Genomic DNA, 23,954 nt, shown 5'->3' with positions numbered 1-23,954 from the left:
GGCGAGAAGTTCGGATCGCGAGGAAGAAAGTTTCCACTGGCCGTCGATACCGTCGCCGCCATGATTTTGGTCAGCTCAGAACCGGTCGCCGACATGGAGCCTTTCGTCCGTGCGGCTCAACAGGGTGACCCTGAGGGGCTCGCCCGCCTTCTTCAGCATGAGTACCCCGGGATGCGGGCGGTGGCGGTCGGGGTCCTGGGCGCGGGACCGGATGCCGACGACGCCTGCCAGGACGCCGCGGTCACCGCGCTCTCACGCATCGGCAACCTGCGTGATCCGTCCAAGGTCCGCCCATGGCTGCACGCCATCGTCCGCAACAACTGCCGGATGATCCTGCGCAACCGCCTGCCCGGCCTGGTCGAGTCGGCCGGCGCCGACCTGATCGCCTCGTTCCTCGACGACCCGGTCGCGGCCATCGAACGCAGCGCCCTGCGTGACTTGGTCTGGCACGGTCTACGGCAGCTGACGCCCGCGACACTGCCGGTGGCGATGCTCCGCTACTTCACCGTCCGCAACTCCTACGCGGAGATCGCCACGCTGTGCGGGATCCCGGTCGGCACCGTACGCAGCCGGCTGAGTGACGCCCGCCGGCAACTGGCCACAGTTCTTCCGCTGGTCGGCCATCATCGGCACCTGGATCAGGGCGCGATCAACACCGAGCGCGCCGAGGAGGCCGCCGCGATCCTCTCCGCGGTCGCGAACCGCGTACCGCTTCCGTCGGTCCACCGGCGCTGGGCCGAGGACCTGGTCATGTATTGGCTCACCGGTGTGACGGGCACACCCAGGATTACGATCTGGGAAGCCGACGCCATCTATGAGCTGGGCCGTTCGGCCTGCGGAACTCCCCGTCGGGGCATCGCCATGGTCTTGGCATTGAATTCTGTCCGACAAGGCCCGATATAAAAGCCGACGACTTTCAATCCGTAGATTCCGGGTTCGAGTCCCGGACGCCCTAACCGTCAAAAGCCCTCTTGGCCAGGGGTTTCACAGAACCGCATTTTCGATGCGGGGCAGATTCGGGTCATCTTTGCCTGGCCTTACTTCGGCGCGCTTGCCAGGAAGTTTTCAGGATCGATCGGTTGATCCATCGCATCGAGGGCTATTAACGTGCATTTCACCCTCAGTTTTCCCGAGTTGTCAAGAAGGCGGTCACGACGATGACCCGACGTACCCGCAGAGCCTTGGCGGTGGCCTTAGCGCTCATCCTCAGCCTGAGCCTGGTTTCCCAGGCAGGTACGGGGACGGCCGCGGCCGCCAAGCCCCAGCGGCCGAACATCATCTTCTTCCTGGTGGACGACATGTCCGCCGACCTGCTGCCGTACATGGACACCGTGCGCGGCCTGGCCGACGGCGGCACCACGTTCACCAACTACTACGTGTCGAACTCGTTGTGCTGCCCGTCGCGCGCCTCGATGTTCACCGGCCAGTTCCCGCACAACACCGGCGTGGCCACCAACCTGAACTCCGACCGCGGCGGCTACAAGGCGTTCGCGCCGCACGAGCCCAGAACGTACGCCGCTTCGCTGGAAAAGGCCGGATACCGTACCGGCTATCTCGGCAAGTACATCAACGAGTACCCAGTGACGGGCACCGACTATCACGTGCCGACAGGCTGGGACGAGTGGCACGTGGCGGCCGGCTCCGGCTACGGCGAGTTCAAGTACCAGCTCACCAACTATGTGAAGGGGGAGACGCCCGGCCTGGACTCCTCCGACGGCACGTACTTGGTGGACCTGCTCGGCAAGCGGGCTACGGACTTCATCGCACGTTCCCGCGAGCGCGCCCCGGGCAAGCCGTTCTTCCTGCAGGTCGCGCCGTTCGCGCCGCACGCCAGGCTCAACGTCAAGCCGGGCGAAAAGGAGCCGCGCTTCCCGCCCGCCCGCCGCGACCGGCCCAAGACCCAGTTCCCGGCCGGGGAGTTCCCGAACGGCGACTGCGGCGGGCCCGACTGCGACGACATCGATGTGAGCAAGCTGCCCGCGTTCGACGAGGACACCGCCGACAAGCCCTCCTGGGTACGCCGCGAGCCGCTCGCTCCCGCGCTGGTCAAGCAGTTGCGTACGGACTTCCGCGACCGGATCCGCATGGTGCAGTCGGTGGACGACATGGTGGCCCGCGTCCTGGGCACGCTGACGGCCGCCGAGAAGCGCGACACGTACGTGGTGTTCACCAGCGACAATGGCTTCCACCTCGGCCAGCACCGCCTGGTACGCGGCAAGAGCACCGCCTACGACCACGATGTACGCGTGCCGCTGCTGGTCAAGCGTCCTACAGCGGGACGGCACGGCGACCTCGTGACCAGCGCCATCGCCCAGAACGTCGACCTGTTCGCGACCTTCCTCGACATGGCCGGCATCGGCGCCGCCACCCGCGACAGCCGCGACGGCCGCAGCCTGCTGCCGCTCATCCAGGGCGACAAGGTCGAGGACTGGCGTAAGTCGGCCCTGATCGAGCACGTCAAACCCAACCCGGCCGCACCCGGAGAGCCGGAGCCGGACCCCGACGCCGAACCCCTCCAGGCGGGCAACTCCCAGCCCCCCAGTTACGCGGCCGTACGTACTGCCGAGGACCTGTACGTCGAATACGAGGGCGCGTCGAAGCCCGAGTACTACGACACGGTGTCGGACCCGAAGCAGGAGTCCAACGACTCCGACAACGCCAGGACCGCCGACCTGGCCAAGGTCCTCGACGCACTGACGAAGTGCGGCAAGGCAGGCGCCCCGGACTGCTGGACCGCGGCCCGCCTCTGACCTGGGCAAACCCGGCCAGGGGCAGCGACGACATCCGCTGCCCCCGGCCGGGCGCCTCTGCCGCGCGGCTCTCGGCGTCAGCGAAGCGTCTGTGTTCCGATGACGGACAGCACCTGCAGGTTCTCGTGGGGGCTGCGTGTGAACGAGGCGTGTAAGCCCTCCCTACTTGTCGTGCTGCCGGCCCACCATCTCGTTGATCCAGATGGGCGCGAACGGAGACGTACAGCCTGGGGAAGTGGGGTAGTCCTTGAGCACTTCCAGGCGCGCACCGATGTCGATCGCACGGGCGCGGTGCTCGGCGTGCTCGATCCCGATCTGAGCCAGGCAGTTGTTCATCGCCCACTGCAGGCGATCCGGGGCGTCTTTCATCTCCGCCTCGATGACATCGAGCAGTCCCGCGAGGTCGAGTCCCTCGGGTTGCTTCGTCACGCGTTCGGCGGTCAGCGCCCAGCCGGCGCTCGCGGCCACCGGGTCCGGATCGGCGAACCAGGCCAGGCGCAGCTCTTCGGCGTGCGGGTTCTTCTTCACCACGTAGTTCACGAGCCAGTCGTGCACCTTGGGTGTGCGCGCCTTGCGCAGCATGCCGTCCAGTTCGTCACGCTCGAATGCTTTCGGGCGGCAGATCAGGATCGCCAGCAGTTTCGCCGCGGTGTCATCCGTCTCCCAGAGCCGGCACGCGAGTTCCTGCTGCGTCTTCAGCCGCTTGGCGAGCGCGCGCAGCTTGCCGAGGTACACACCGTGATCGTCACCGTGCCTCTCGTTCACCTCGCGTGCCTTCGGGTCCTCCAACCCGGCCAGCTCGGCCATCACCTGGCCCAGCGTCGTCTCGGCCACCTCAGCCTCCTGTCCGTCACGTGCGAGATTCAGCCTAGACGGGAGGCGGCTTCGTACCGTACATGCTGGTTCGGCGGCAGCCACCGACACGGGATCCCGCATCTTCGCGCCCTGACCCTTGCCTTCACTCCGAGCAGCCGGTAGTCAGCCGTTGCGCCGCCAGGAGCGATGTCCATGCCAGGACGAGCGCGATGGCGAGGGCGAAGGCGACATTGGCCACCCGTGAGCCCTGCGACGCGAAGATCGAGATCCAGGCTGCCAGGAAGAGCGCGCCGGTCACCGTACTGAAGGCGGCCCAGCCGCGGCGGCCGGCCGCCGCGAACCGTCGGCCGAACGCGAAACACGCGGCGATCAGCGCGACAAAGGCGACCCCGGAGACGAGGAAGTGCACCATCCCGTGCGTGCTCATGCTCATGGGCGGGCCGAGAGGCGTCCCAGGCGGGAAGCCATCGGCGGGGTCGGCGGAGAAGAAGGCGGCGGCGACCATCCCGGCGCCGAAGACACCGACCAGCCGAGGCCCCCAGATACCTCCCCAGCCCGCCGGACCGCGTGTCCGGTGCAGGCCGACCGCTCCCGCCACGAACAGCAGGCCGCTGACCGCGAAGTTGGCGATCTGAATCCATCCCTGGTCACCGTTGCTCAGCATGCTGGCCGGGTACCGGCTGATGTCGAACCCGTCCCTGGTGAGCATCTGCAGCAGCACCACGACGATGTAGAGCGGGCCGGCGACGATGCCGCAGCCCAGCAGCGTCCGCGTCGCCCCGCCAGTGAGGTCGTCGGTCATCGGTACTTCTCTGAGAACGGGACGATTCACCGCGCGGCGGGTCATCTGTCGCCGTCCCCGGCGGCGACCGGCTGGTTGCCGATCTCCCGGTGGGTGGCGTTGATCTGGTTGACGATGTCGATCATTCCTCTTCTTCCTCCTCGTCGTTCGAGCCTGGTCGTTCCTCCGCGGGCGGCGTCTCGTCAAGCGGGGGCGTCTCGTCAAGCGGGTGGCGGCGCTCGCGAGTTCGGTGCCAGCGCGTCCAGGCGCCGGGGTGCCGACCGCGCCGCCGAGCACGTCGAGTGCGTGAACGGGAGCAACAATTTCACTCAGTACTTATATAAGTCAAGTCTTATTAAGGTCGATACGGGCCTTCGGCGGGAGCGTTCCGCTCGTACGGTGGGGCAGGCATGCGGCTTAACGCTCCGTTACCGTCCGCGCTGCGCGCCGGCCCGGTGTACTGGGTCGTGTCGCCGCTGAGGGCGACACCCATCGGGGTCTGCCGCAGGGTCTCGCCGAGTTCAGTGACGATCTCCGCGGGCGTATCGTTCAACCGCTCGGCGCGGTCCAGGCCGCGTTCCTGCTGAGCACCGCTTTCGGACCGTTGCTGCTCGGCCTGGGGTACGACGTGCTGGGCTCGTACGACCCAGTCATCCCTGTGCTGATGGGCATCCTCGTCATCGGCGCGATCCTCATCGGGTCCCTGGGCCCCTACGCCTATCCCGCCGTCAACGGTTTCGACCAGCTCGCCGCGCGAGACGAGCTGGTCGCAGCGCAGGTACTGAGCGCGATCGCGGAGGGCAAGGACTGTTCAGAGGCTCAGCAGAACGTCGTCACCACGTCACGGGCTTGCTCGGGGTGAACAGCCAGACGTTGAAGAAGTCGGTCAGGTCCCGGCCGGAGATCTTCTCCGCGAGCGTGATGAACTCATCAGTGTCGGCCAGGCCGTAGCGATGATCGGCCGCCCACGTCCGCAGCAGCCGGAAGAAGGGTTCGTCGCCGATCTTCACGCGCAGCGCCTGGAGCGTCATGCCGCCACGGTTGTAGACGGCGGTGTCGAACATGGTGTCGCGCTGCGGGTCGGCCACCTTCGACAGCCAGAACGACTCCGGCCTGGTGGCGTACTGCCGGTCGAACCACGCCTGGACGGTCTCGCCGCCGGTGTGCTCGGTCCAGTAGCGCTGGGCGAAGGTGGCAAAGCCCTCGTTGAGCCAGATGTGCTGCCAGGTCCGCACCGAAACGCTGTCGCCGAACCACTGATGGGACAGCTCGTGCGCGACCGTGGTCTCGCTGCGGACGGCGGAGTACAGCGGCTTGGTCTGATTCTCCAGTGAGAAGCCGACGATCGGGACGTTGTCCACGATCGCGCCCGTCTCCTCGAACGGGTAGCGCCCGAACAGTTCGCTCCAGTAGTCGGTGATGTCGGCGGTCTGCTGGAAGACGACCTCGGTACCAGGCACGGTCGGATCGGTGGCGACCCATTCGCGCAGGCCGTCCGGCGTCCTGCCCTTCTGCACGTCGAACCGGCCGATCGTGGTCGTGACCAGGTACGACGCCATCGGACGCAGTTCGTTCCACAGGAAGGTGGTTGTGTCACCGTGAGTGACCTGGGCCGCCAGCACGCCGTTGGCCGCGGCGGTGAGCCCCTTCGGGACGGTCACCGAGATGGAGTAGGTCGCCTTGTCGCTCGGGTGGTCGTTGGAGGGGAACCAGGTGCTGGCCGCGTTCGGCTCGCAGGCGACGAGCACGCCGTCCTCCGTGGCGATCCACCCGTACGGCAGGCCGAACACGATCGGGCCGCCGAGCGGCTGCGGGATGCCGTCGTAGGTGACGCCTACGTCGAACACGCTCTGACGCCGCAGGCCCGACCCGGGCGTAACGATCAGCTCCTGGCCGTCGCGCACGTACGCGGCCTGACGGCCGTTGACCGTGACCGATCTCACCGTGAGCTGCTGGAAGTCCAGATCGAAGCGGGACAGGTCCTGGGTGGCTCGAGCCAGCATGTGCACCGTCCCCCTGAGCACCTTGGTGGCAGGGTCGTAGCCCAGGTTGAGGGAGTAGTGCTGGGCGTCGTACCCGCCGTTTCCCTCCAGGGGGAAGTAGGGGTCACCGAGACCGGGCGCACCTGGCCGGAAGTCGGGCGGCGCGGCCGCGGCAGCGGACGGGGCGGCTGCGAAGGTCATGGCCGCCGCCATGCTGAGAGCGGCGGTCCAGCGAGCGATCTGGGCAAGCACCATCGCAAGCCTCCGTGGGGTAGGTCATTAGCCCGAGAGTGAAGGAAAAACCGGAACTTGTCCGGACCCAAAATTCGGCACCCGCGTCGACGACCATCGCTACCACGGCCCACGACCCCACGCTCACGAACAAGGCGCCGAAACGACTTCTCGCATCTCCAGGAGCGGCAGGCCCGCCGCGTACCGGCGGAAGAAGCCGGCTGTCGGGGTGTCCGCCGTCGCGACGGCGTCCGGGGTGCCCACCGCGACCACCGCGCCCCCGTCCGGACCGGCTCCCGGCCCCAGGTCGATCACCCAGTCCGCAGACGCGGCGACGGGGATGTCATGTTCGGCCACGACTACGGTGTTGCCCGAGTCGAGCAACACATCGAGCGCATCCACCACCCGCTGGATGTCGGATGGGTGCAGGCCCGAGACGGGCTCGTCGAGAACGACGAGGCCGGCTTTGCGGCTCGCGGCACCGCGCTGGATCGCGGACGCCAGTTTCAGCCGCTGTGCCTCGCCGCCGGACAACTCGGTGGCGCTCTGGCCGAGTTGGAGATAGCCGAGTCCGACCTGGTTCAAGGATTCCAGGGTCTCCGTGAGCTGCCGGGGCTCGCGGAACCGCGCCACGGCCTCGGCGACGGTCAGCTCCAGTACCTGGTCGATGGCCAGCCCCTGATACCTGATGTCCAAGGCCTCCGGCTTGTAGCGCCGCCCTTCGCACGCGTCGCAGACGACCCACACATCCGGCAGAAAGTGCATGTCAACCAGCTTGCGGCCATAACCGGTGCAGGTCTCGCAGCGGCCGCCACCCGCGGTGTTGAAGCTGAACCAGGAGGCACTGACCCCGTGCTCGCGCGCCATGTCGGTTTCGGCGAACAGCTTGCGGACGATGTCGAATGCCTTGCTATACGTAGCGGGGTTCGACCGCGGCGTCCGCCCGAGCGGTTCCTGATCGACGACGGCGACCCAGCCGAATCCCTCGAAGCCGGTCACCTCCCGCACCGTGTCGGTCACCGCCCCGTTGAGGGCGGCCGCCACGCTCGTCCCGAGCAGGCCTAGCAGGCTGCTCTTGCCGCTGCCGCTCACCCCGGTCAGGCAGGTGAGCCGACCGGCGGGGAAACGCACCAGGTCTGCGGTCACGTTGTGCACACGCAGGCCGTGCAGCTCCACCCAGCCGGTGTCGTCCCCGGCCGGGCGGCGGGTCCGGCGCAGCCGCGGCCCTTCACCGGCCAGATAGCGCCCGGTCAGCGACTTCGGGTGGGCGGCCGCGTCGGCGGGCGGCCCCGACACCAGAACCTCACCGCCGAGACGGCCCGCGCCCGGCCCCATATCGATCACCCAGTCGGCCCGGGCGATCAGCTCAGGGTCGTGCTCGACAAGGAGCACCGTGTTGCCGGCCGCGCGCACTTCCAGGGCGATGTCGAGCAGGTGTGCCTTGTCCGCCGGATGCAGCCCGGCCCCGGGCTCGTCCAGGACGAAGATGATGCCGCTCAGCTCAGTGCTGAGCTGCGCGGCGAGCCGGGTCCGCTGCAACTCACCCCCGGACAGCGTCGCCGCGCTCCGGGCCGGCTGGAGATGGGCCAGGCCGAGCCGGTCAAGGATGCCGAGCCTGCGGCCCAGGTCCTGCAGCAGCGGCTCACCCACCTCGCGCTGCCGGGAGCCCAGGTCGTCCGCCACGCGCCTCACCCACCGGCGAACCTCCCGTACTTCCACCTCGAGCAGGTCGGGATAGGTCAGCCCGCCGAGCCGCACAGCCAGGGCCACCTGGTCGTACCCGCTGCCACCGCAGGTGCCACAGGGCCGCTTGCGCATGTACGGCAGGTAGCGCTGCTTGGCACTGGAGGTCTGGGCGTTCATGAACACCCGCTCCACCTCGGCGAGCGCCCCCCGCAGCGGCTCGCTCAAGGTGTAGGTCACCTGGGCCGTCTCATTCTTGTTCGTCATGTCAACGGTCGCCTCGATCTTCTCGTCACCCGTGCCGTACAGCACGCAGTGACGGAACTCCTCAGGCAGCGACTGCCACGGCCGGCCGAGGTCCACGCCCCGCTTGTCGGCAAGCGCCGGTACGAACGCGTGCTCTCCCGACCGCCACTTCGCGTACCAGGGCGAGGCCCCCTCGAACAGCGGCAGCTCCGGGTGGGTGATGACCAGGTCCTCCTGCGCCTGCCAGCGCCCGCCCACCCCATGGCAGTCCGCGCAGCTCCCTTCCGGCGTGTTGCGGTCGAAGTGAGCGGTCGTCAGATGCCCGTCCACACTCTCCGCCGCCGGGTCCGCGCCGATCCCGGGAAGGCGCGAGTACAACAGCCCCAGGTGCCCGTCGATGCCGGTGATCGTCGCGACCGTGGAGCGGGGGTTGCGGTTCAGGCGACGCTGATCGACCGCGAGCGTCGCGCCGAGTCCCAGGATGCGGTCGACCTTCGGTCGATTGCGCTGGGTGATGTACTGCCGTACGAACGGCGAAAGCCCCTCCAGATACCGCAGCTGGGCCTCATTGTGCAGAGTGTCGATGGCCAACGAGGTCTTGCCACTGCCGCTCACTCCTGTGAACGCGACGAGCCGCCCTTTGGGGATGCTCACCGACACGTCCCGCAGGTTGTTGGTACGAGCCCCCACCACGTCGATGGTCTCGCGCCCCATGCCCTCGACGTCCCGTACGAATGCCGTCAACCTTCGCCCACCCTCTCGCAACGCAGCAGGACATGGGCGAACAGGCCCCGCCCATGCCGAATGACCGATCACGCCACTACGCGGCGGCCGCTCTCACCAGGTCTCTCAGCACGTGGCCGGTCCCGATGCGGCACGTGCCGCGGATCAGGACCGAGACATCGCGGTGACCTTGGCGACGTCGGGAGCGTAGGCGGTCATCCAGTGCGGATGCAGCCGGTAGTAGACCACTTCGTTGTCCCAGTCGAAGAAGTCGCCGCCATAGAAGTCCTTGAAGTAGGCGAGCAGGTCCGGCCAGTCCTCGGCCGGCTCGCCACCGAAGGGGTTGAGGATCTCCACCGTGCCGTGCGTGAACACGCCCAGGTCCTCACCGCGCATGTGCGCGGCGCTGACGGCGGGGCGGGCGGCCAGATGGCGGGCCTTGGCGGCCTTGCGCGCCGTGCCGAAGTGCCACTTGCCGTGCAGGAAGTGCCCGTCCACTCCGCTGATCCGCGGCTCGCCCTTGGCCGTCACGGTGGACAGGGCCAGGGTGCACATCCCGGTGAGGACGCCGGTGAGCTGCTCCGCGGTCAGCGTGCGCTCGGTACTGATGATCGAGCGGAGATGCGAGGTGGAAACGGAGAGAGAAGCATCCAGTAGGACCTGCAGCTCTTTGAGCTCTTCTCGGGTTTCGCGCATTGCTGTCCTCATCTATGTAGGGCGCGGCCCACGTCCTCCATCAGCGCCGACCGGCGAAACCATGCTCGTCCCAAAACCCGACATCTTGTGTCATGTTTTTCATCGCTTGCGCGGACATCACCTGGATCGACGAGTAGCAACCTGGTTCCGCGACACCGTTGCGGGAATCCGGTGGATCTGGGCTCAGGCGCTGTCTTCCGCGGCCGAGGTGACGCGCTGGATGGCCTGGACGGCGACGTCAGGCTGGTCGACGTAGATGTAGTGGCCGCTGCCGGTGGCCGTGCTCAGCTTGCTGCGGCTGGACAGCGCGAGCCACTTGCGCTGTCCCGCGGACCACGCCTGCTCCAGGCGCGGCCCGTATGTGGGGATGGCCGCGAGGTACCGCTTGCCGTGCTGGATCACCTCCACCGGGATGTTTCCGGCGGAGCGCGCCTTTCCATCGGTGATGACGAGCTTCTCCGGGTTCTGTCCCTGGAATATCGCGAGGTTCTGCGCGCGTACCTCGGCTGCCGGGCCCTTGGCGGACTCGGGGATCGCCTTCGTGATGTCGTGCACCATCGTGGGTGGCGTGGCGTCCATCAGGACCAGCCCTTTGACTCTGTCCTGATGGTCGGGGGCGTATCTGGCGGCGATCAGTCCGCCCAGCGAGTGCCCCGCCAGGACGACCGGGCCGTCACCGGCGACCCGGTCGAGCACGCCGGTGAGGATCTTCCCGGTGCCGGCGAAGTCCTGCGGGCCGTCCGGCTGGTCGCTGGCGCCCGCGCCGAGCCGGTCGTAGCTGCAGACCTGGTTCTTCTCGCTCAGCGTCTTCTGGAGAGCGGCCATCTTGTCCAGCCCGTCACCTCCTCCGTGCATCAGCACGATGACGGGCTTGCCCTTCGCCGGGTCGCCCGAACAGGACACGTTCACCGACCGGCCGTCAACATTGATCTTCTTGGTTCCGGAGATCCGGCCGGTGTCGGCTTTGTGGGTCACGGGGGCGAGTGGGTCCCAGTTGTCCATCGTGTCCTCGTCGCAGCCGGTGACCCCCGCCCCGATCACGGTGACGCACAGTGCGGCCACAACGGCTGCCTTGAGCTTGCGGGGCATGATGTCCTCCAGTGCGAAATCGGAAGTGGCCGCGGTGCCGTGCCACGCCGTAACGTTATGGAGTCGACGGGTGCGGAATCGTCACCGCACGGAGGACATTCGCCGGTAGCTCGCTCGGGGGACAGGTCAGTGGTTCCGGCGCTGGACGTACAGGCGGTTGCCCTTCGGTCCCGTCCATTCCACCCGCACGATCCCGGGCACCGCCGTGTCGCCGACGCGTGACGGGTCGGCCCAGTAGCCGAACCTGGGGTTGCGGAAGAACGTCGCCCACAGCTTGCCGTTGTGGTCCACGAAGAAGTTGTTGTGGCCGGCGCCGACACCCACGGTCCACCGCTTCGAGTACGGTCCCTCGAAGGTGTCCGAGACGGCGACTACCGCGTCGTAGTGGTACTGCGCGCGACCGGTGCCGGGTGGGTCGTAGGCGTACCGGGTGCTGCCGTCGGCGTTGGTCGAGGTCCGGTTCCAGGCGGCCTGGAGCAGGAAGTACTTGCCCCCGTACTTGAACACGTACGCGCCTTCGAGATACGGCTCGGGCGAGTACGGCGTCTGCTGGAACTGCGGGAGATTGGTGGTCGGGACGATGTCCTCCATGTCGTCCCGGAACTTCGCGTACAGGTGGTTGTGCAGCACCAGCCAGGCGTCATCCCCCTCGCTGTAGAGGCTGCCGTCGATGTGGTGGTAGGCGCCGGGCAGGATGAAGCCGGGCCCGCCGGTGACGGGGTCGCCGAAGGGCTTGTCGTGGTTGCCCTGGACCAGCCGGTACGGGCCTTCGGGCCCGCCCTCGCTCACGAGCATGAACGAGCCGACCTTGTGCGCGTGGTCACCCATGCAGGCGACGATGTACCACTTGCCGCGGAAGTAGTGCACCTCCGGCGCCCAGACATCGCCGCGCTTGCCGAACTGGTCGTCGGTCCAGTACTCCTGCCACGGAGCGACCACCATGCGTCCTGGCCGGTTCTCGTCGACGAACTCGGGCGACCAGACCTTGCCCTTCTCGGCGCCGGGGCGGATGCCGGTGGTGTCGGCCAGCTTCCACGGCCCGCGCAGGGACGGGGACACCCACATGAAGATGCCGTCGTTCCACGGGGCGGCGGCCTCGATCCCGGGCGCCCGGGTGGTGCCGGTGGCGACGTAGATCGGACGACCCTTCACCACGAAACAGTTGACGTACGTGTCCCGCATCCAGACCCGGCCGAGCTCCTTGTCACGGGGGCGGAGTTCCAGCGGGAGGATGAGGGAGTTGTCCTCGCGCGGCCACAGGTCGAGCCGGGTGTCGGCGAGGCCGTAGGGCTCGAGGTCGGGCCAGTTCGACGGGTATCGCTTCATCGAGGTGCTCGCCCGCGCGGCGGTCGCGGGCAGTGCCGCCGTTCCCAGAAGGCCGGCGGCTCCCGCCAGCAGGGAGCGTCGGCCGACGGTCAATCCGTTGGTGGAATCAGTCATCAGTTACGTCCTCCGCATCAGCGCGCGGTCCGTTCGGTGCGCAGCTTGCGGGTGAGTTTTCCCAGATGGCGATATATCGTCAATAACCCGGAAAAATTAATCGGTGATCGCGCAGGTAGGTCACAGCACCCGGTCGAGCAGCCTCAGGGGGATTCGCACAGCCTGTTGAGCTCCGCGGCGTCTGTGTTGATATCCGCGATCACCTGGTTGGGATCGCCGCCGGTCATGCCGGTCAGGCGAAAGTTCAGTTCCTGGAATTCGCGGGCCAGCAGAGTGATCTTCGCCCCCACCACTCCTTCCGCGTGGAAGGCCGCACCCATCAGGTCGCTGTACGTCTGCTGAGCCGCGGCCGTCTGACTGCTGCGGACGGTCCCGGCGTTCCGGCGGTATGCGGTCAGCGCCGCCGCCGCCTCGTCGCAGCCGCCGGGCCGGACCGCTGACAGCGGTGAAGAGGAAACCGGGGCCTCTCGCGTGGGGCTCGGTGGGTCGGGCGTGCTGGACTCGGGCGATGGTTTCGGGGTCCGTCGTGCGTGCCGGGTTTTGACCGGTTCTGGTGACGATGACTCCGGGGCCGGGGTGGGGGCCACGGTATCGGGCTGGGCCTGGGGTTGGGGTTGCTGCGGCGGGGTCGGCGGCGCCAGGTACGCGGCCAGCGCGACGACGGCGGCGATCGCGGCCGCCAGAGCGCTCACTGCCGTCCAGTTCAGGCGCGAGCCTGCTCCTCCGCCCGCCGTCGGCGGCTGCGTTGATCCGCTCCCCGTCATGTCCTCATCGTGGCCGAGCCGCCGAGCTCGGTCCAGAAGATCTCCTGCTCTGGCCTGATCAGGCGAAATCTTGCGCAAGAAGACTCTCGACAGAGCATGACACTTATGTCATGGTATCACCATTCCATTTGTGGCACGGTTAACTTCGTTACGACGACGGGCACATTTGATGAAGCTTGAGATCCTTCTCCTCGGGGCGCTACTCAACCGTCCCAGCACGGGCTATGAGCTGAAGAAGTTCTTCGACACGCACGGCCGGTTCGCGCGCTCGAACACGACCATGAGCCAGGCCTACCGGACGCTGGCCTCGATGGAGGAGCGCGGCTGGGTCGAGCACACGATCGAGGAGCGCCCCGGGGCGAGCAACGCCAAGCGCTACCACGTGACCGAAGAGGGTTACACCGTCTTCATCGACTGGCTGACGCGCCCGTACAACCCGCCCACCCGTTTCGGAGATCCCGACCTGCACGCGCGTCTCGGCTACGCCGGCTTCATGACGGTCGAGCAGGTGATAGCCCTGCTCGACATCGAGATCAACACCCGGGTGGCGGAGGTGGCGCGTTACCGCCACCGTGACCGCACCCGGTTCGACGAGCCTCCGCCCGGCTACGACGTCCAGCTCGGCGCCCAGATGGACGAGTGGCTGCATCGGCGCGGCGCCGAGGCGATGGACCACCACATCGCCTCCCTCATCGAACTGCGCCGGCGCCTGCTCGACGGGGAGCCGCTCAATCAGGACTCCCCGCCCACCATCGTGTGGACGGAGGAGACGTCGCGATGAGGGCGATCATCGTCATGTTCGACAGCCTGAACCGGCACATGCTCTCGCCGTACGCCGACACGTTCATCGACGCGCCGAACTTCGCCCGGCTGGCGGCACGGGCGGTGACGTTCGACCGCTTCTATGCCGGTTCGATGCCGTGCATGCCCGCGCGGCGCGAGATGCACACCGGACGGTACAACTTCCTGCACCGCAGCTGGGGCCCGCTGGAGCCGTTCGACGACTCCATGCCGGAGCTGCTCAAGCAGGCAGGGGTGCACACGCACCTGGCCTCCGACCACCCGCACTACTGGGAGGACGGCGGCGCGACCTACCACACCCGCTACAGCACATGGGAGTTCTTCCGCGGCCAGGAGGGCGACCCGTGGAAGGGCGTGGTCGGTGACCCCCCGAAGGGCCCGGGCGACGCGATGAAGCGGCAGGACGCGGTCAACCGCACGTACATGCCGACCGAGGCGGAGCACTCGCAGACCCGGACCGTGGACGCGGGCCTGCACTTTCTCGAGACCAACGTGGACGCCGACCGGTGGTTGTTGCAGATCGAGATGTTCGATCCGCACGAGCCGTTCTTCACTCACCAGCGTTACAAGGACCTCTACCCGCACGACTACGACGGCCCGGAGTTCGACTGGCCGCCGTACCAGAAGGTCCTCGAACCCGGTGACCAGGTCGAACACGCCCGCAACGAGTACGCCGCCCTGGTCTCGATGTGCGACCGCTCGCTCGGCCGGGTCCTGGACTTCATGGACGAGCACGCCATGTGGGACGACACGCTCCTGCTGGTCAACACCGACCACGGCTTCCTGCTCGGCGAGCACGGCTGGTGGGCCAAGTCGGTGATGCCGTGGTTCAACGAGCTGGTGCACCTGCCGATGTTCCTGTGGGACCCACGCACCGGCGGCCGGGACCAGCGCAGGGGCGCGCTCGCGCAGACCATCGACATCGCGCCGACCGTGCTGCGCTACTTCGGCATCGAGCCGACCCCTGACATGCAAGGCGCGGACCTCGCCCAGGACGAGCCCCTCCGTGAGGGCGCGCTGTTCGGCATCCACGGCGGGCACGTCAACGTCACCGACGGCCGCTACGTCTACATGCGCGCCGCCAAGGAGCAGGCCAACGGCCCGCTCGAAGAGTTCACCCTCATGCCCACCCACATGCGCGCCCGCTTCTCGACACAGGAGCTCAAGGAGTGGGAACCGGCCGAGCCGTTCACCTTCACCAAGGGTGTACGCACCATGCGGATACCGGCCTCGCCCTCGTGGATGAACCCGTGGCAGCACGGCACGCTCCTGTTCGACCTCCAGGAGGATCCGGCGCAGGAAACGCCGATCGTCGACGACGACGTGGAGCTGCGGATGGTCGAGCTGCTGCGCCGCCTCATGCTCGACAATGACGCGCCGCCCAGCCAGTACGAGCGCCTGGGCATCCCGCGCGTCGGTGACATCGAGCCCAAGCACCTCCTGGTCCGCGAACAGCGCGAGCGCGCGACGGCCGTCGCCGCGCCCCTTCCCGCGATGGAGACCCTGCGTGCCCCGGCTTTGCTCCGCGCTCCGCTCCTGGACCTCCTGCGGATCACGGGGGCCAAGGACGTCCTCGCGCAGGAGGCGCCCGCGCTGGTGCAGTCGGAGCTGCTGTCAGCCCCCATCTCCATGACCCTGCTGGACCTCGCCCGTTACGGCTACATACCCGCCGCGGTACTGCGCCGCATCGACGAGCGATTCGCCCTTCTCACGGCACCACCCGGCGTCTCAGCCCCCTGAGACGGCGTTTGCTTTATCGCACCACTGCAGACAGGACCCCCCATGGATGCCAGCGCCTCCACCACGTCCGTCCAGCCAGGAGCGGCTCAGGCCGCCAATGTCCCCCACCGCTGGCGCAATCTCGCCGTCGTCTCCGGCGTGAGCGTCGTCGATGGCACCGAAGCCGGCCTGATCAACACCGTCTTCCCCACGCTGGCGGCCGCGCTGCGGCTCAACAGCGGACACCTCGGCCTCGTCGCCGCCCTTGGCAAGATCGCAAGCGTACCCGCCGGACCATTCTGGATCTGGCTGTCCGGCCGGATCGGCCGGCGCGCCACCCTGGCCGCCACGACGGTGACCGGCGGCCTGTTCGGCATCGCCGCCGGCTTCTCGCAGAACTTCGTCCAGCTCCTGATCTGCTGCACCCTCATGTCCGCCGCCGTGATCGGCGGCTCTCCCATCGCCATGGCCGTCATCGCCGACTCCTTCCCCGACGAGCAGCGCGCCCGGGCCAACGGCATCTTCTTCAGCTCGCTCCAACTCGCCGGCATCGTCCTCGGCCCCATCATGGCGGCCTTCGTCGCGATGCAGGACGGCTGGCGCTGGGCCCTGTGGACGCTCGGCGGCGTCTGCATCGTCGCCGGATTCGTCGTCCTGGCATTCTTCAAGGATCCCGGCATCGGAGCCGCCGAGCAGCAACTCGCCGACCTCACGCGTGAGGACCGAGCGAAGGCGAAGGTCACTTTCGTCTCCGTCATCGGACTGTTCCGCATCCCCACCTACGCCGTGATGATGCTGAGCCGGCTCCTGTCCGGGCATCTGCTGATTCTCATCTTCGGCGTCCAGTTCCTCGTCACCGAGCGCGGCATCCCCAACTCCACCGCCATCCTGGTGGCGCTGCCGTTCGGCATCGGCTACAGCGTCGCCACGCTGGGCGCCGGATTCATCCTCCCCCGCCTCGACCGGCTCATGCCGAGCAGAGGCCGGGTCGTGATGCTGCAATTCGCGCAGATCGCGTTCGGCGTCATCGCCTTCTTCGGCACTCAGTTCCGGTACGAGACGATCACCGTCTACGCGGTCTTCTGGGCGCTGCTCGGCGCCTGCCAAGGGCTGAACCCGCCGGTCAACCGGCCCATCGTGGCCGCCGTCGTACTGCCCGAGCTGCGCGGACAGGCGTTCGCGATCTGGCTGACGGTGTTCGAGACGATCGGGTGGGCGCTGTTCTCGCTCCTGGCCGGCGCGCTCGCGGCGGCGATCGGCATCCAGGGCGTGTTCTTCTGGGTCCTGGTCGTGCTGATGATCGTCAACGGTCTCCTGCTCTCGGTCCTGTACTTCACCTATCCACGAGACGTCGGCCGGGTCAGCGAGACGCTCGACGTCCGTCGCCGGCAGACGCTCTCGGACTGACGCTTAGAAGGGCGCCGTCGCCTCCTGAGGCGGCGGCACCCCCTGCGATCCCTACCAGGAAGGTCACGACATGACCGACGGACGATCCGTCGTCGAGCGGCTCACGCTCGAAGAGAAGGCGAGCCTCGTGTCCGGCGCCGGTTTCTGGGCGACCGCGGAGGTGGCCCGCGCGGGCATGCCGGCCGCGGTGCTCACCGACGGCCCGCACGGCGTACGCATGCAGCGGGCGCCTACTCCGAACTGTCCGTGCACGTACCCGACCCGACCCGGCCCGAGGCGCGCGTCGAGGTCACCGTCACCAACACCGGCGCGCGTGAGGGCGCCGAGGTCGTCCAGGTGTACGTCAGCGACCCCGTCTCTGACGTGGACCGTCCCGTACGCGAGCTGCGCGGCTTCCGCAAAGTGCGCTTGGCGCCCGGGGAGAGCGCCCGCGTGGTGATCGAGCTCGACGCCCGCGCCTTCAGCTACTGGAGCACCCGGCACGGGCGATGGGTGGCAGAGCCGGGCGAATACGGCGTACACGTCGGCCTAGGCCTTTGGTTGCCGACTACTTCCGCCGCCCAAGCCGGGCCTGGCCTGGCTGGGAGAGGCCGCCCGCCATCGTCTCCGCTGACGTGACGCTCCTCACCCGGTGTTCTTTCTGTATTCCTCGACCAGCTTGTCGTACTCGGATGGGGAGCCGGCGAACTTCGTGACGCCCGTCTTCGGATCGATCGTCACGAAGTACAGCCACGGCCCGGAGTCCGGCTTCAGGGCAGCCGCGATGGCGTCGGTCCCCGGGTTGCAGATGGGACCGGGCGGCAGGCCGAGGCGCGCGTAGGTGTTGTATGGCGACCGGCTCTTGAGATCCTCGTTCGATGCCGTGGCGCCGAACTTGTTCAGGCCGTACAGGACCGTGCTGTCCATCCGCAGCTTCATCTCGGGTGCGTGCTTCAGCCGGTTGTAGATCACCCGTGCGATCTTGGGCATGGCGCGCTTGTCGAGCGACTCGGCCTGGACGATGCTGGCGATGGTCAGGATCTCCAGTGGCGTACGGCCGACCCGCCTGGCACCGTCCACCAGGTTGCTCTCCTCGGCGGCGCGATTGAAGCGTGTCACCATCGCGGCGAGGATCTCGGCGGGGCGCGACGTGGGCGAGACCTCGTAGGTTCCGGGGAAGGCGAATCCTTCCAGCTCGCCCTTGGCGTAGGCCGGAAGACCGAGCGCCCTGCCGTCCTTGGCGGCCCGCTCGAACTCCACCAGCGGTCTGCCGGTGGCGGTCGACAACTGCTTCAAGATCTGTGAGAGCCGTAGTCCTTCCCTCACAGTCAGGGTGATCTGTCCCTGTTTGGTGTCCACAAGCGTCTCTCCAGAGCCCTGCCCGGCGACGTCCTTGGAGACGGAGGACAGCCCCTGGACCACGAGCGTGGATCCGACCGCCATCACGGTCACGGCGGCCGCTGCCGCCAGGGCGAGGCCGCGCCGACGGGGTCGACCTCGGTTGACCTGGAGGAACCGGCCCGGTGGAGGCGGCTGCTCCTCATGGGCCATGTCGGAGAGGGTCTCTCGCAGCAGATCCTCGATGTTCATCCGAACTCCCTCACGGTGCTCAGTTCAGGTGCGGCCTTCTTCAGGCGCTCCAACGATCGGTAAATCTGGCTGCGCACCGACCCGACCCTGACGCCGAGCAGCCGCGCGATCTCGGTCTCGGACAGGTCTTCGAAGTAGCGCAGCACGAGCATGGTCCGCTGCCGGGGTGTCAGCCGGGCAAGAGCCGCGCGCATCACCAGGCGAAGATCAACCATCTCGGCGTGCCCATCGCCGATCTGCTCGGGCAGCCATCCGGTGGACACTTCCGCGACGCGGGAACGGCGCCGCCACCAGCTCACCTGCTCGTGGTACATGACGCGGCGGACGTAGCCCTCGATGGCCGCGGGGTCGCGCAGGCCGCGCCACTTCGCGGCGGTCTTCGCCAGCGCCGACTGGACCAAGTCCTCGGCGGCGTGCCGGTCACCGGTCAGCAGGTACGCGGTACGGAACAGCGCTCCTGATCGATCGATGACGAACTCCCGGAAGTCCGCCGCAAATCCTGGATCCACCTGTCCTCCTCGCGATGTCGCCAAGCAAGGACGCGGACAGGGGGTCGATCTATGCCGCCATGGCCGAACTGATCCGCGTCAAGGCGCTCAGTCGCCGAGGTGTGAGGCCCCGCCCCGACGGGGCCTCGGGTGTCAGCCGGAGGTGAAGCTGAGCCGCGTCGTGTGTTCGGGGAGCTTGACGGTCAGGGTGCGGGTGGCGCTGTCATAGCGGTACGCGTCGGCGGGCAAGTCCTTGGGAGGTGCGGCGTTCAGGAAGTTGAGCGTCCATTGGCGCGCCTTGCCGCTGATCTTCACGGTGCGCCGCCCTCCTGACTCCGAGTATCGGATCGTGGTCTTGTCGTACAGCGTGTACGAGCCGGAGGCCCCCGAGGCGATGTTCAGGGTGAGTTTGTCCAGGGGGTTCTGGACGTCGTTGGCGACGTCAGCGGTCCTGGTCGGCAGGATGCCCCCGGCCTTGACGAACACGGGCATCGTATCGAGGCCGGTGGTGATGTTCCGGGTGGTGCCGCCGGTGTAGGTCTGGCCGGTGAAGTAGTCGGTCCACTGTCCGGGCGGGAACCACACCGAGGTCGTGGCCGTGGCGCCGGGCGTGGTCACGGGCGCGACCAGGAGGTCGGGGCCGTAGAAGTACTGGCCGGCGGCGGTGGCGTACGCGTTCTCCTCTTCGGGATATTCCAGGTATGTCGGGCGGACGATCGGGACGCCGGTGGCGTTGGCCTCCTGGGCCAGCGTGTAGGTGTAGGGGACCAGGTTCTCCCTCAGGTTGAGGAACTTCTTCGCCGGGTCCTTCGCCGCGGCCCCGTACTGCCAGGGCAGCCGGTCGCCGTGGTTGCTGTGCAGGCGGTCGATGGGCTGGAAGGTGCCGAACTGGACCCACCGGGCGTACAGGTCGTCGGGCAGCTTGCTGGTCCGCCTGCTCTGCCCGTTGTCGAGGTAGGTCTCCGAGCCCTGCAGGCCCGTGGTGTCGTTGTGGCCGCCGATGTCGTGGCTGATGGACGACATGCCGGTGGCGGCGGATTCGCCGGGCGTGTAGCCGACCTCCGCCCGGAGGGTTCCCCAGGTGGAGGACGTGTCGCCGGTGAAGTGGAGGGTGGTGCGCTTGTCGGCCCACGGGCCGGTGGGCAGGCCCGAGCGGCCGGCGTACGAGCCTGTCTGGAGGGAGCCGTAGGCGCGGGAGAGCACGAAGCCGCCGTTGGCCGCGGCGTACTGCTGGTGGATCCAGGCGTCAGGGGTCACGCCGGGCAGCGAGGACTGCGAGGCGTCGCAGCACCAGTCGAGCCACCAGAAGTCGTTGCCCTGCTGATCCATGGTCTTGTGCAGATCCATGTACGCCTTGAGCTGGTCGGGGTCGCCCCAGTCGAAGGTGTAGCAGTTCGCGCCCGCGGCCCCTGCGCAGCCGCCCTTGCGCAGTTTGCCCTTGGCCGTGGCCTGTGCCTGGGTGAACTGCGGGTCGTCGCCGACGATGCTGGGATGGACGTTGAGCGTGTTGTGCAGGCCCTGGGCGGCCGACCAGTCGAAGAACGCCTTCGGGTCGGGGAACTTCGCGCGGTCGATCTGCCAGCCGCTCCAGGTGTTGGGCGATTTGAAGTCGGTGTCGGTGACCAGGACGTCCAGCGGGACGCCCTCGGAGCGGAACCTGGGCAGGATCGTGTTCTGGTAGTCGGCCGCGGTGCGGTCGATGTACTCGGAGTACCACACGCCGTACGCCCAGCGGGGTAGCAGCGCCGGCGGCCCGGTCAGGGTGGACAGGTCCGACAGGGCGCGCTTGTAGTCGTGACCGTAACCGAAGAAGTAACCGTCCTGGTACGCCCTGCCGCCGGGCCGCTGGGTGACCTTCCCGGTGGCGGGGTCGTACAGGGCGGAGGGTGTGTCGTCGAGCAGGTACCAGCCGTCCTTGTGCAGCAGGCCCGGAGTGGTCGGCGGGGTGCCGTTGTCACCGTTCACGTTGTCGAGGCTGCGGCGGTAGCCGCCGAGCGGGAGGTGGGGCGGCGGGGCGGCCGTGCCGGTGGGGGTCACGGCGAGCGTGTCCGCGTTGACGCGGCAGCCGGAGGCGCCGGGGCAGGTGAGGGTGATGTCGTTCGTGCCGGATTTGAGGGCGATCGGGATGGCGGCCGTCGCCCAGGTGTCCCAGTCGGCCGTGGTCGGGAAGGTCATCTGCTGCGTGGCGCCGCCTGTTGTGATGGTGGCCGTTCGCGTCTGGTGCTGGCCGTCGCCGCCGACGCCGTTGGCGTAGCGGATGTGCAGCGTGTACGTGCCGTCGGCGGACACGCCCACCAGGCGGGTGGCCAGGCCGGCGCCCTGGTTGAGTTCGGCGACGAAACCTCTGCCCGAGTAGCCGGCGTGGTCCTGCACCACCTTGGCCGTACCGGCGAGCCCGCCCGACTCGGCCTCGCAGCTCGTGCCGTACGCGCAGGGCACGGTGGCTCTGGCCGACGTCGGCGGATAGCCGGTGCCCGGTGGCAGCAGCGCGAGGCTGTCGATGTTGACGTTGCCGGAGTCGGCGGCTGTACGGGTCAGCGTGATCATGTGCCGTCCCGCGGCGAGCTGCACTCCCGGTGTGGCGATGGCCCAGGTGTCCCAGTTCGCGGTCACCGGCAGGGTCACCGTCTGACCGGTGCCCCCGTCCACCGACAGGGTGAGCGTGCGCGGCGTGTGCTGACCGTCGCCGCCGACGGCGTTGGAGTAGCGGATGGCGAACTGGTACTGCCCTGACGTGGTCGCGTTCACGTCCGCAGACAGCGAGTTGCCCGTGCCTTCGAAGCCCGCCAGGAAACCCGCGCCGGTGAAGCCGGAGTGGTCGGTGGCGACAGCCAGCCCGCCGTACGAGAGGTCCTCGGCCTCGCAGAGGGCTCCGGCGGGGCAGGTCAGTTGTTGCCATGGGGCGGCGGTCGTGGTCTTCAGGCTGACCGAGAGGTTCTGCGGGGTGAACGGGCCCGAACCGACCTGGTAGCGCAGGGTGAGCGCGCTCGTCCTGATGGTGAGCCAGCCGTTCGACGTACTCGATGTGAAGGGCGTTGCCGGAAAGGCGCCGCGCCCGACGGCGTTGAAGGTCGGAGTGTCGAGGAATTTGGCGTCGCCCGCGTACTCGGTCCTTATCAGGGTTGGGGACAGCACTTCGAAACGGGCGTTTCCTGAGGTCACCGCTTTGATCCGGTTGCTGTCTGGCATCGCCTCCGCCGGAGCGGGGGCGATGCCTGACATGGCCACCACGGTGATCGCGACGGCTACGAGGCGCAGGAAGGGGCTTGGTCGCACTGGGCGGCTCCTTAGTCACGTTCGATCGGGCACGGACCGAATTTGACTGCTTTGCCGCAACTATTGACCAGACTGATCGACTTGACAAGATCGGGGGGACATATTGATCGGATCCGGTCAGTGAGGTATGTGAATCGGTCAGTAGAGGTGCGGATCTCGGCGCGGTGGCCGGAGACGATCTTGTGTCCAGCCGTACGTCCTGCCGTGATCAAGGCGTGGAAGGCTCCTCTCGTCCATCCTGTCGAGAACACCACCGATCTCGTCCGCTGGATGATCCGCGTCCGGGACGACCTGCCAGAGGCGGCTTACACTCTCAAACGCGCGCCGCACAACTGGCACTAGCGCCCCATCTCCCACTCACTGCGCGCCGTCGGCAACTGTGTGTAGCCGCAGCCGATGTTGCCGCGCCCCCGGAGCGGGCCGTTCTGCCGTCAGTGCCCGGCCGACGTCATAGTGCACGACGTGCCTGGTCAGGCACTGTCAGCGCCACCGGAACACCTGTCAGATGGCGTACGGCCAGGGCTGTCAGATCGCGTGTGGACAGGCTGACAACACCGATCTCCTTGTGGACACGTTGGGTAACCGGCGAGATTGATCCCGCCGCCCAGCAACCCCACCACAGGAGTAACGATGAAGTTGGCCTCATGCGCCGCTGCCCTCTTGTCGGCCGCCCTGCTCACATCACTGGCCGAAGGGTCCGTGATGTCGGCGGCCGAGGCGGCCGGCATGAGGGCCCTTCCGAGCGTGAACATGGAAGCCACCGTCAAGGCGGCCCTGATCGACCCGAGGCGGCCTGACACCACGCAGACCCCGGGTGCCAAAGCCAGTGTGCTCCTCGTTGAGCAGGCGCTGCGCGACCGGAGCCTGCTCGACGCGAAGTGGGTGGACGGTTACTTCGGCTCCACGACGGTCACCGCCTATGCGAAGTACCAGAAGTCGCTCGGCCTTACCGGTCTCGACGCCAACGGCCTGCCGGGCAAGGGGTCGCTCGCCAAGCTCGGAGCCGGCCGCTTCACCGTCACCGCCACCGTCGACCCGGGCGCCCGGGTGTCCTACGGCGCCGCCGTCGTCAACACCCGTACCCGGAACATGCTGGCCGAGGCGAAGCGCCTGCTCGGCCGCGATCTCGCGCTGGACCAGGGTTCCTACAACCCCGGCGGCGACCCGACCTCCGTGGGCACCCACGATGGCGGCGGCGTCATCGACGTCTCCGTAAAGGGGATGACCGCCGCCACCCGCACCGCGGTCTGCCGCGTGTTGCGCCGGGTCGGCTTCGCGGCCTGGGTGCGCAGCCCCCAGCAGGGCGACTGGCCGTGGCACATCCACGCCGCCGCCATCAACGACACCAGTCTTTCCAGCCAGGCACAGCACCAGATCGGTGACTACTACCTGGGTCAGAACGGGCTCGCCAACCGCGGGCCGGACGACGGGCCGAAGGTGACCATCCGCACCTGGGAGGAGTACCAGCGCCGCTGAGTCCTCCGAAGCCAAGC

General features: G+C 67.9%; 19 protein-coding genes. 8 read left to right on the top strand and 11 right to left on the bottom strand.

Going from position 1 to position 23,954, the window contains the following annotated elements; all coding sequences use genetic code 11:
• Positions 1-60: 60 nt before the first annotated feature.
• Complete coding sequence (locus tag AB0C30_RS04555) at positions 61-903, top strand: sigma-70 family RNA polymerase sigma factor (protein WP_357939542.1); 843 nt, start codon at positions 61-63, stop codon at positions 901-903.
• A gap of 254 nt (positions 904-1,157) precedes the next feature.
• Positions 1,158-2,750, top strand: a complete 1,593-nt coding sequence (locus tag AB0C30_RS04550) for a sulfatase (protein ID WP_357939540.1) — start codon at positions 1,158-1,160, stop codon at positions 2,748-2,750.
• A gap of 162 nt (positions 2,751-2,912) precedes the next feature.
• Here AB0C30_RS04550 and AB0C30_RS04545 read toward each other — a convergent pair whose 3' ends face one another.
• Both AB0C30_RS04545 and AB0C30_RS04540 read right to left on the bottom strand, forming a co-directional pair.
• Positions 2,913-3,584 carry a DNA alkylation repair protein gene (locus AB0C30_RS04545; protein ID WP_357939538.1) on the bottom strand — a complete coding sequence of 224 codons (672 nt, stop codon included), beginning with the start codon at positions 3,582-3,584 and terminating at the stop codon, positions 2,913-2,915.
• A 124-nt stretch (positions 3,585-3,708) separates the two neighbouring features.
• On the bottom strand, positions 3,709-4,368 hold the full coding sequence (locus AB0C30_RS04540) for a DUF998 domain-containing protein (protein ID WP_357939536.1): 660 nt from the start codon (positions 4,366-4,368) through the stop codon (positions 3,709-3,711).
• A 583-nt stretch (positions 4,369-4,951) separates the two neighbouring features.
• Here AB0C30_RS04540 and AB0C30_RS04535 point away from each other — a divergent pair.
• Positions 4,952-5,209, top strand: a complete 258-nt coding sequence (locus tag AB0C30_RS04535) for a hypothetical protein (protein ID WP_357939534.1) — start codon at positions 4,952-4,954, stop codon at positions 5,207-5,209.
• Here the strand turns inward: AB0C30_RS04535 and AB0C30_RS04530 are convergent.
• From AB0C30_RS04530 to AB0C30_RS04505, 6 genes are all read right to left on the bottom strand, one after another.
• The gene (locus AB0C30_RS04530; RefSeq protein ID WP_357939532.1) at positions 5,181-6,584 is read right to left on the bottom strand and encodes a M1 family metallopeptidase; all 1,404 of its coding nucleotides are present in this window, start codon (positions 6,582-6,584) and stop codon (positions 5,181-5,183) included. The two genes, AB0C30_RS04535 and AB0C30_RS04530, sit on opposite strands and share 29 nt — an antisense overlap.
• A 120-nt stretch (positions 6,585-6,704) precedes the next feature.
• On the bottom strand, positions 6,705-9,233 hold the full coding sequence (locus AB0C30_RS04525) for an excinuclease ABC subunit UvrA (protein ID WP_357939530.1): 2,529 nt from the start codon (positions 9,231-9,233) through the stop codon (positions 6,705-6,707).
• A gap of 144 nt (positions 9,234-9,377) precedes the next feature.
• Positions 9,378-9,908: a pyridoxamine 5'-phosphate oxidase family protein gene (locus AB0C30_RS04520; RefSeq protein ID WP_357939528.1), complete on the bottom strand. Its 531-nt coding sequence runs from the start codon at positions 9,906-9,908 to the stop codon at positions 9,378-9,380.
• A 183-nt stretch (positions 9,909-10,091) separates the two neighbouring features.
• Positions 10,092-10,997 carry an alpha/beta hydrolase gene (locus tag AB0C30_RS04515; protein WP_357939526.1) on the bottom strand — a complete coding sequence of 302 codons (906 nt, stop codon included), beginning with the start codon at positions 10,995-10,997 and terminating at the stop codon, positions 10,092-10,094.
• Positions 10,998-11,123: 126 nt separating this feature from the next.
• The gene (locus AB0C30_RS04510; protein WP_357939524.1) at positions 11,124-12,437 is read right to left on the bottom strand and encodes a family 43 glycosylhydrolase; all 1,314 of its coding nucleotides are present in this window, start codon (positions 12,435-12,437) and stop codon (positions 11,124-11,126) included.
• Between the two features lie 143 nt (positions 12,438-12,580).
• On the bottom strand, positions 12,581-13,129 hold the full coding sequence (locus AB0C30_RS04505; RefSeq protein ID WP_357939522.1) for a hypothetical protein: 549 nt from the start codon (positions 13,127-13,129) through the stop codon (positions 12,581-12,583).
• Positions 13,130-13,370: 241 nt separating this feature from the next.
• On the opposite strand from AB0C30_RS04505, the gene AB0C30_RS04500 reads away from it, so the two are divergent.
• The 4 genes from AB0C30_RS04500 (at position 13,371) to AB0C30_RS04485 (ending at position 17,746) form a co-directional block, all read left to right on the top strand.
• Positions 13,371-13,982 (top strand): PadR family transcriptional regulator, encoded by a 612-nt coding sequence (locus AB0C30_RS04500; protein WP_357939520.1) that lies wholly within the window; start codon positions 13,371-13,373, stop codon positions 13,980-13,982.
• Positions 13,979-15,742, top strand: coding sequence for a sulfatase (locus AB0C30_RS04495; RefSeq protein WP_357939518.1), 1,764 nt, complete (start codon positions 13,979-13,981; stop codon positions 15,740-15,742). The genes AB0C30_RS04500 and AB0C30_RS04495 overlap by 4 nt, the downstream gene beginning before the upstream one ends.
• Positions 15,743-15,784: 42 nt before the next feature.
• Entirely contained in the window at positions 15,785-17,128 is a 1,344-nt protein-coding gene (locus AB0C30_RS04490) for an MFS transporter (RefSeq protein ID WP_357939516.1), read from the top strand.
• A 246-nt stretch (positions 17,129-17,374) separates the two neighbouring features.
• Positions 17,375-17,746: a fibronectin type III-like domain-contianing protein gene (locus AB0C30_RS04485; protein ID WP_357939514.1), complete on the top strand. Its 372-nt coding sequence runs from the start codon at positions 17,375-17,377 to the stop codon at positions 17,744-17,746.
• 6 nt (positions 17,747-17,752) lie between these two features.
• On the opposite strand, the gene mltG is transcribed toward AB0C30_RS04485, so the two are convergent.
• The 3 genes from mltG to AB0C30_RS04470 all read right to left on the bottom strand — a co-directional run bounded on the left by mltG (position 17,753) and on the right by AB0C30_RS04470 (position 22,461).
• Entirely contained in the window at positions 17,753-18,697 is a 945-nt protein-coding gene (mltG, locus tag AB0C30_RS04480; protein ID WP_357939512.1) for an endolytic transglycosylase MltG, read from the bottom strand.
• Positions 18,694-19,206, bottom strand: a complete 513-nt coding sequence (locus AB0C30_RS04475) for a SigE family RNA polymerase sigma factor (RefSeq protein WP_357939510.1) — start codon at positions 19,204-19,206, stop codon at positions 18,694-18,696. The genes mltG and AB0C30_RS04475 overlap by 4 nt, the downstream gene beginning before the upstream one ends.
• Positions 19,207-19,338: 132 nt before the next feature.
• Complete coding sequence (locus AB0C30_RS04470) at positions 19,339-22,461, bottom strand: TIM-barrel domain-containing protein (RefSeq protein ID WP_357939508.1); 3,123 nt, start codon at positions 22,459-22,461, stop codon at positions 19,339-19,341.
• A 630-nt stretch (positions 22,462-23,091) separates the two neighbouring features.
• Between AB0C30_RS04470 and AB0C30_RS04465 the strand changes: the two genes are divergently transcribed.
• Positions 23,092-23,937 (top strand): peptidoglycan-binding protein, encoded by an 846-nt coding sequence (locus AB0C30_RS04465; RefSeq protein ID WP_357939506.1) that lies wholly within the window; start codon positions 23,092-23,094, stop codon positions 23,935-23,937.
• The last annotated feature ends 17 nt before the right edge of the window (positions 23,938-23,954 follow it).

It is taken from the genome of Nonomuraea sp. NPDC048901, assembly GCF_040649695.1.
GTDB lineage: Bacteria > Actinomycetota > Actinomycetes > Streptosporangiales > Streptosporangiaceae > Nonomuraea.
This window is presented reverse-complemented; position numbering and strand designations above follow the sequence as displayed.

Bases quoted from the DNA above. Each gene is read 5' to 3' on its own strand.
- AB0C30_RS04555 (WP_357939542.1), top strand. From the start codon at position 61: ATGATTTTGGTCAGCTCAGAACCGGTCGCCGACATGGAGCCTTTCGTC.
- AB0C30_RS04550 (WP_357939540.1), top strand. From the start codon at position 1,158: ATGACCCGACGTACCCGCAGAGCCTTGGCGGTGGCCTTAGCGCTCATC.
- AB0C30_RS04540 (WP_357939536.1), bottom strand. From the start codon at position 4,368: ATGACCGACGACCTCACTGGCGGGGCGACGCGGACGCTGCTGGGCTGC.
- AB0C30_RS04530 (WP_357939532.1), bottom strand. From the start codon at position 6,584: ATGGTGCTTGCCCAGATCGCTCGCTGGACCGCCGCTCTCAGCATGGCG.
- AB0C30_RS04520 (WP_357939528.1), bottom strand. From the start codon at position 9,908: ATGCGCGAAACCCGAGAAGAGCTCAAAGAGCTGCAGGTCCTACTGGAT.
- AB0C30_RS04515 (WP_357939526.1), bottom strand. From the start codon at position 10,997: ATGCCCCGCAAGCTCAAGGCAGCCGTTGTGGCCGCACTGTGCGTCACC.
- AB0C30_RS04510 (WP_357939524.1), bottom strand. From the start codon at position 12,437: ATGACTGATTCCACCAACGGATTGACCGTCGGCCGACGCTCCCTGCTG.
- AB0C30_RS04500 (WP_357939520.1), top strand. From the start codon at position 13,371: ATGAAGCTTGAGATCCTTCTCCTCGGGGCGCTACTCAACCGTCCCAGC.
- AB0C30_RS04495 (WP_357939518.1), top strand. From the start codon at position 13,979: ATGAGGGCGATCATCGTCATGTTCGACAGCCTGAACCGGCACATGCTC.
- AB0C30_RS04490 (WP_357939516.1), top strand. From the start codon at position 15,785: ATGGATGCCAGCGCCTCCACCACGTCCGTCCAGCCAGGAGCGGCTCAG.
- mltG (WP_357939512.1), bottom strand. From the start codon at position 18,697: ATGAACATCGAGGATCTGCTGCGAGAGACCCTCTCCGACATGGCCCAT.
- AB0C30_RS04465 (WP_357939506.1), top strand. From the start codon at position 23,092: ATGAAGTTGGCCTCATGCGCCGCTGCCCTCTTGTCGGCCGCCCTGCTC.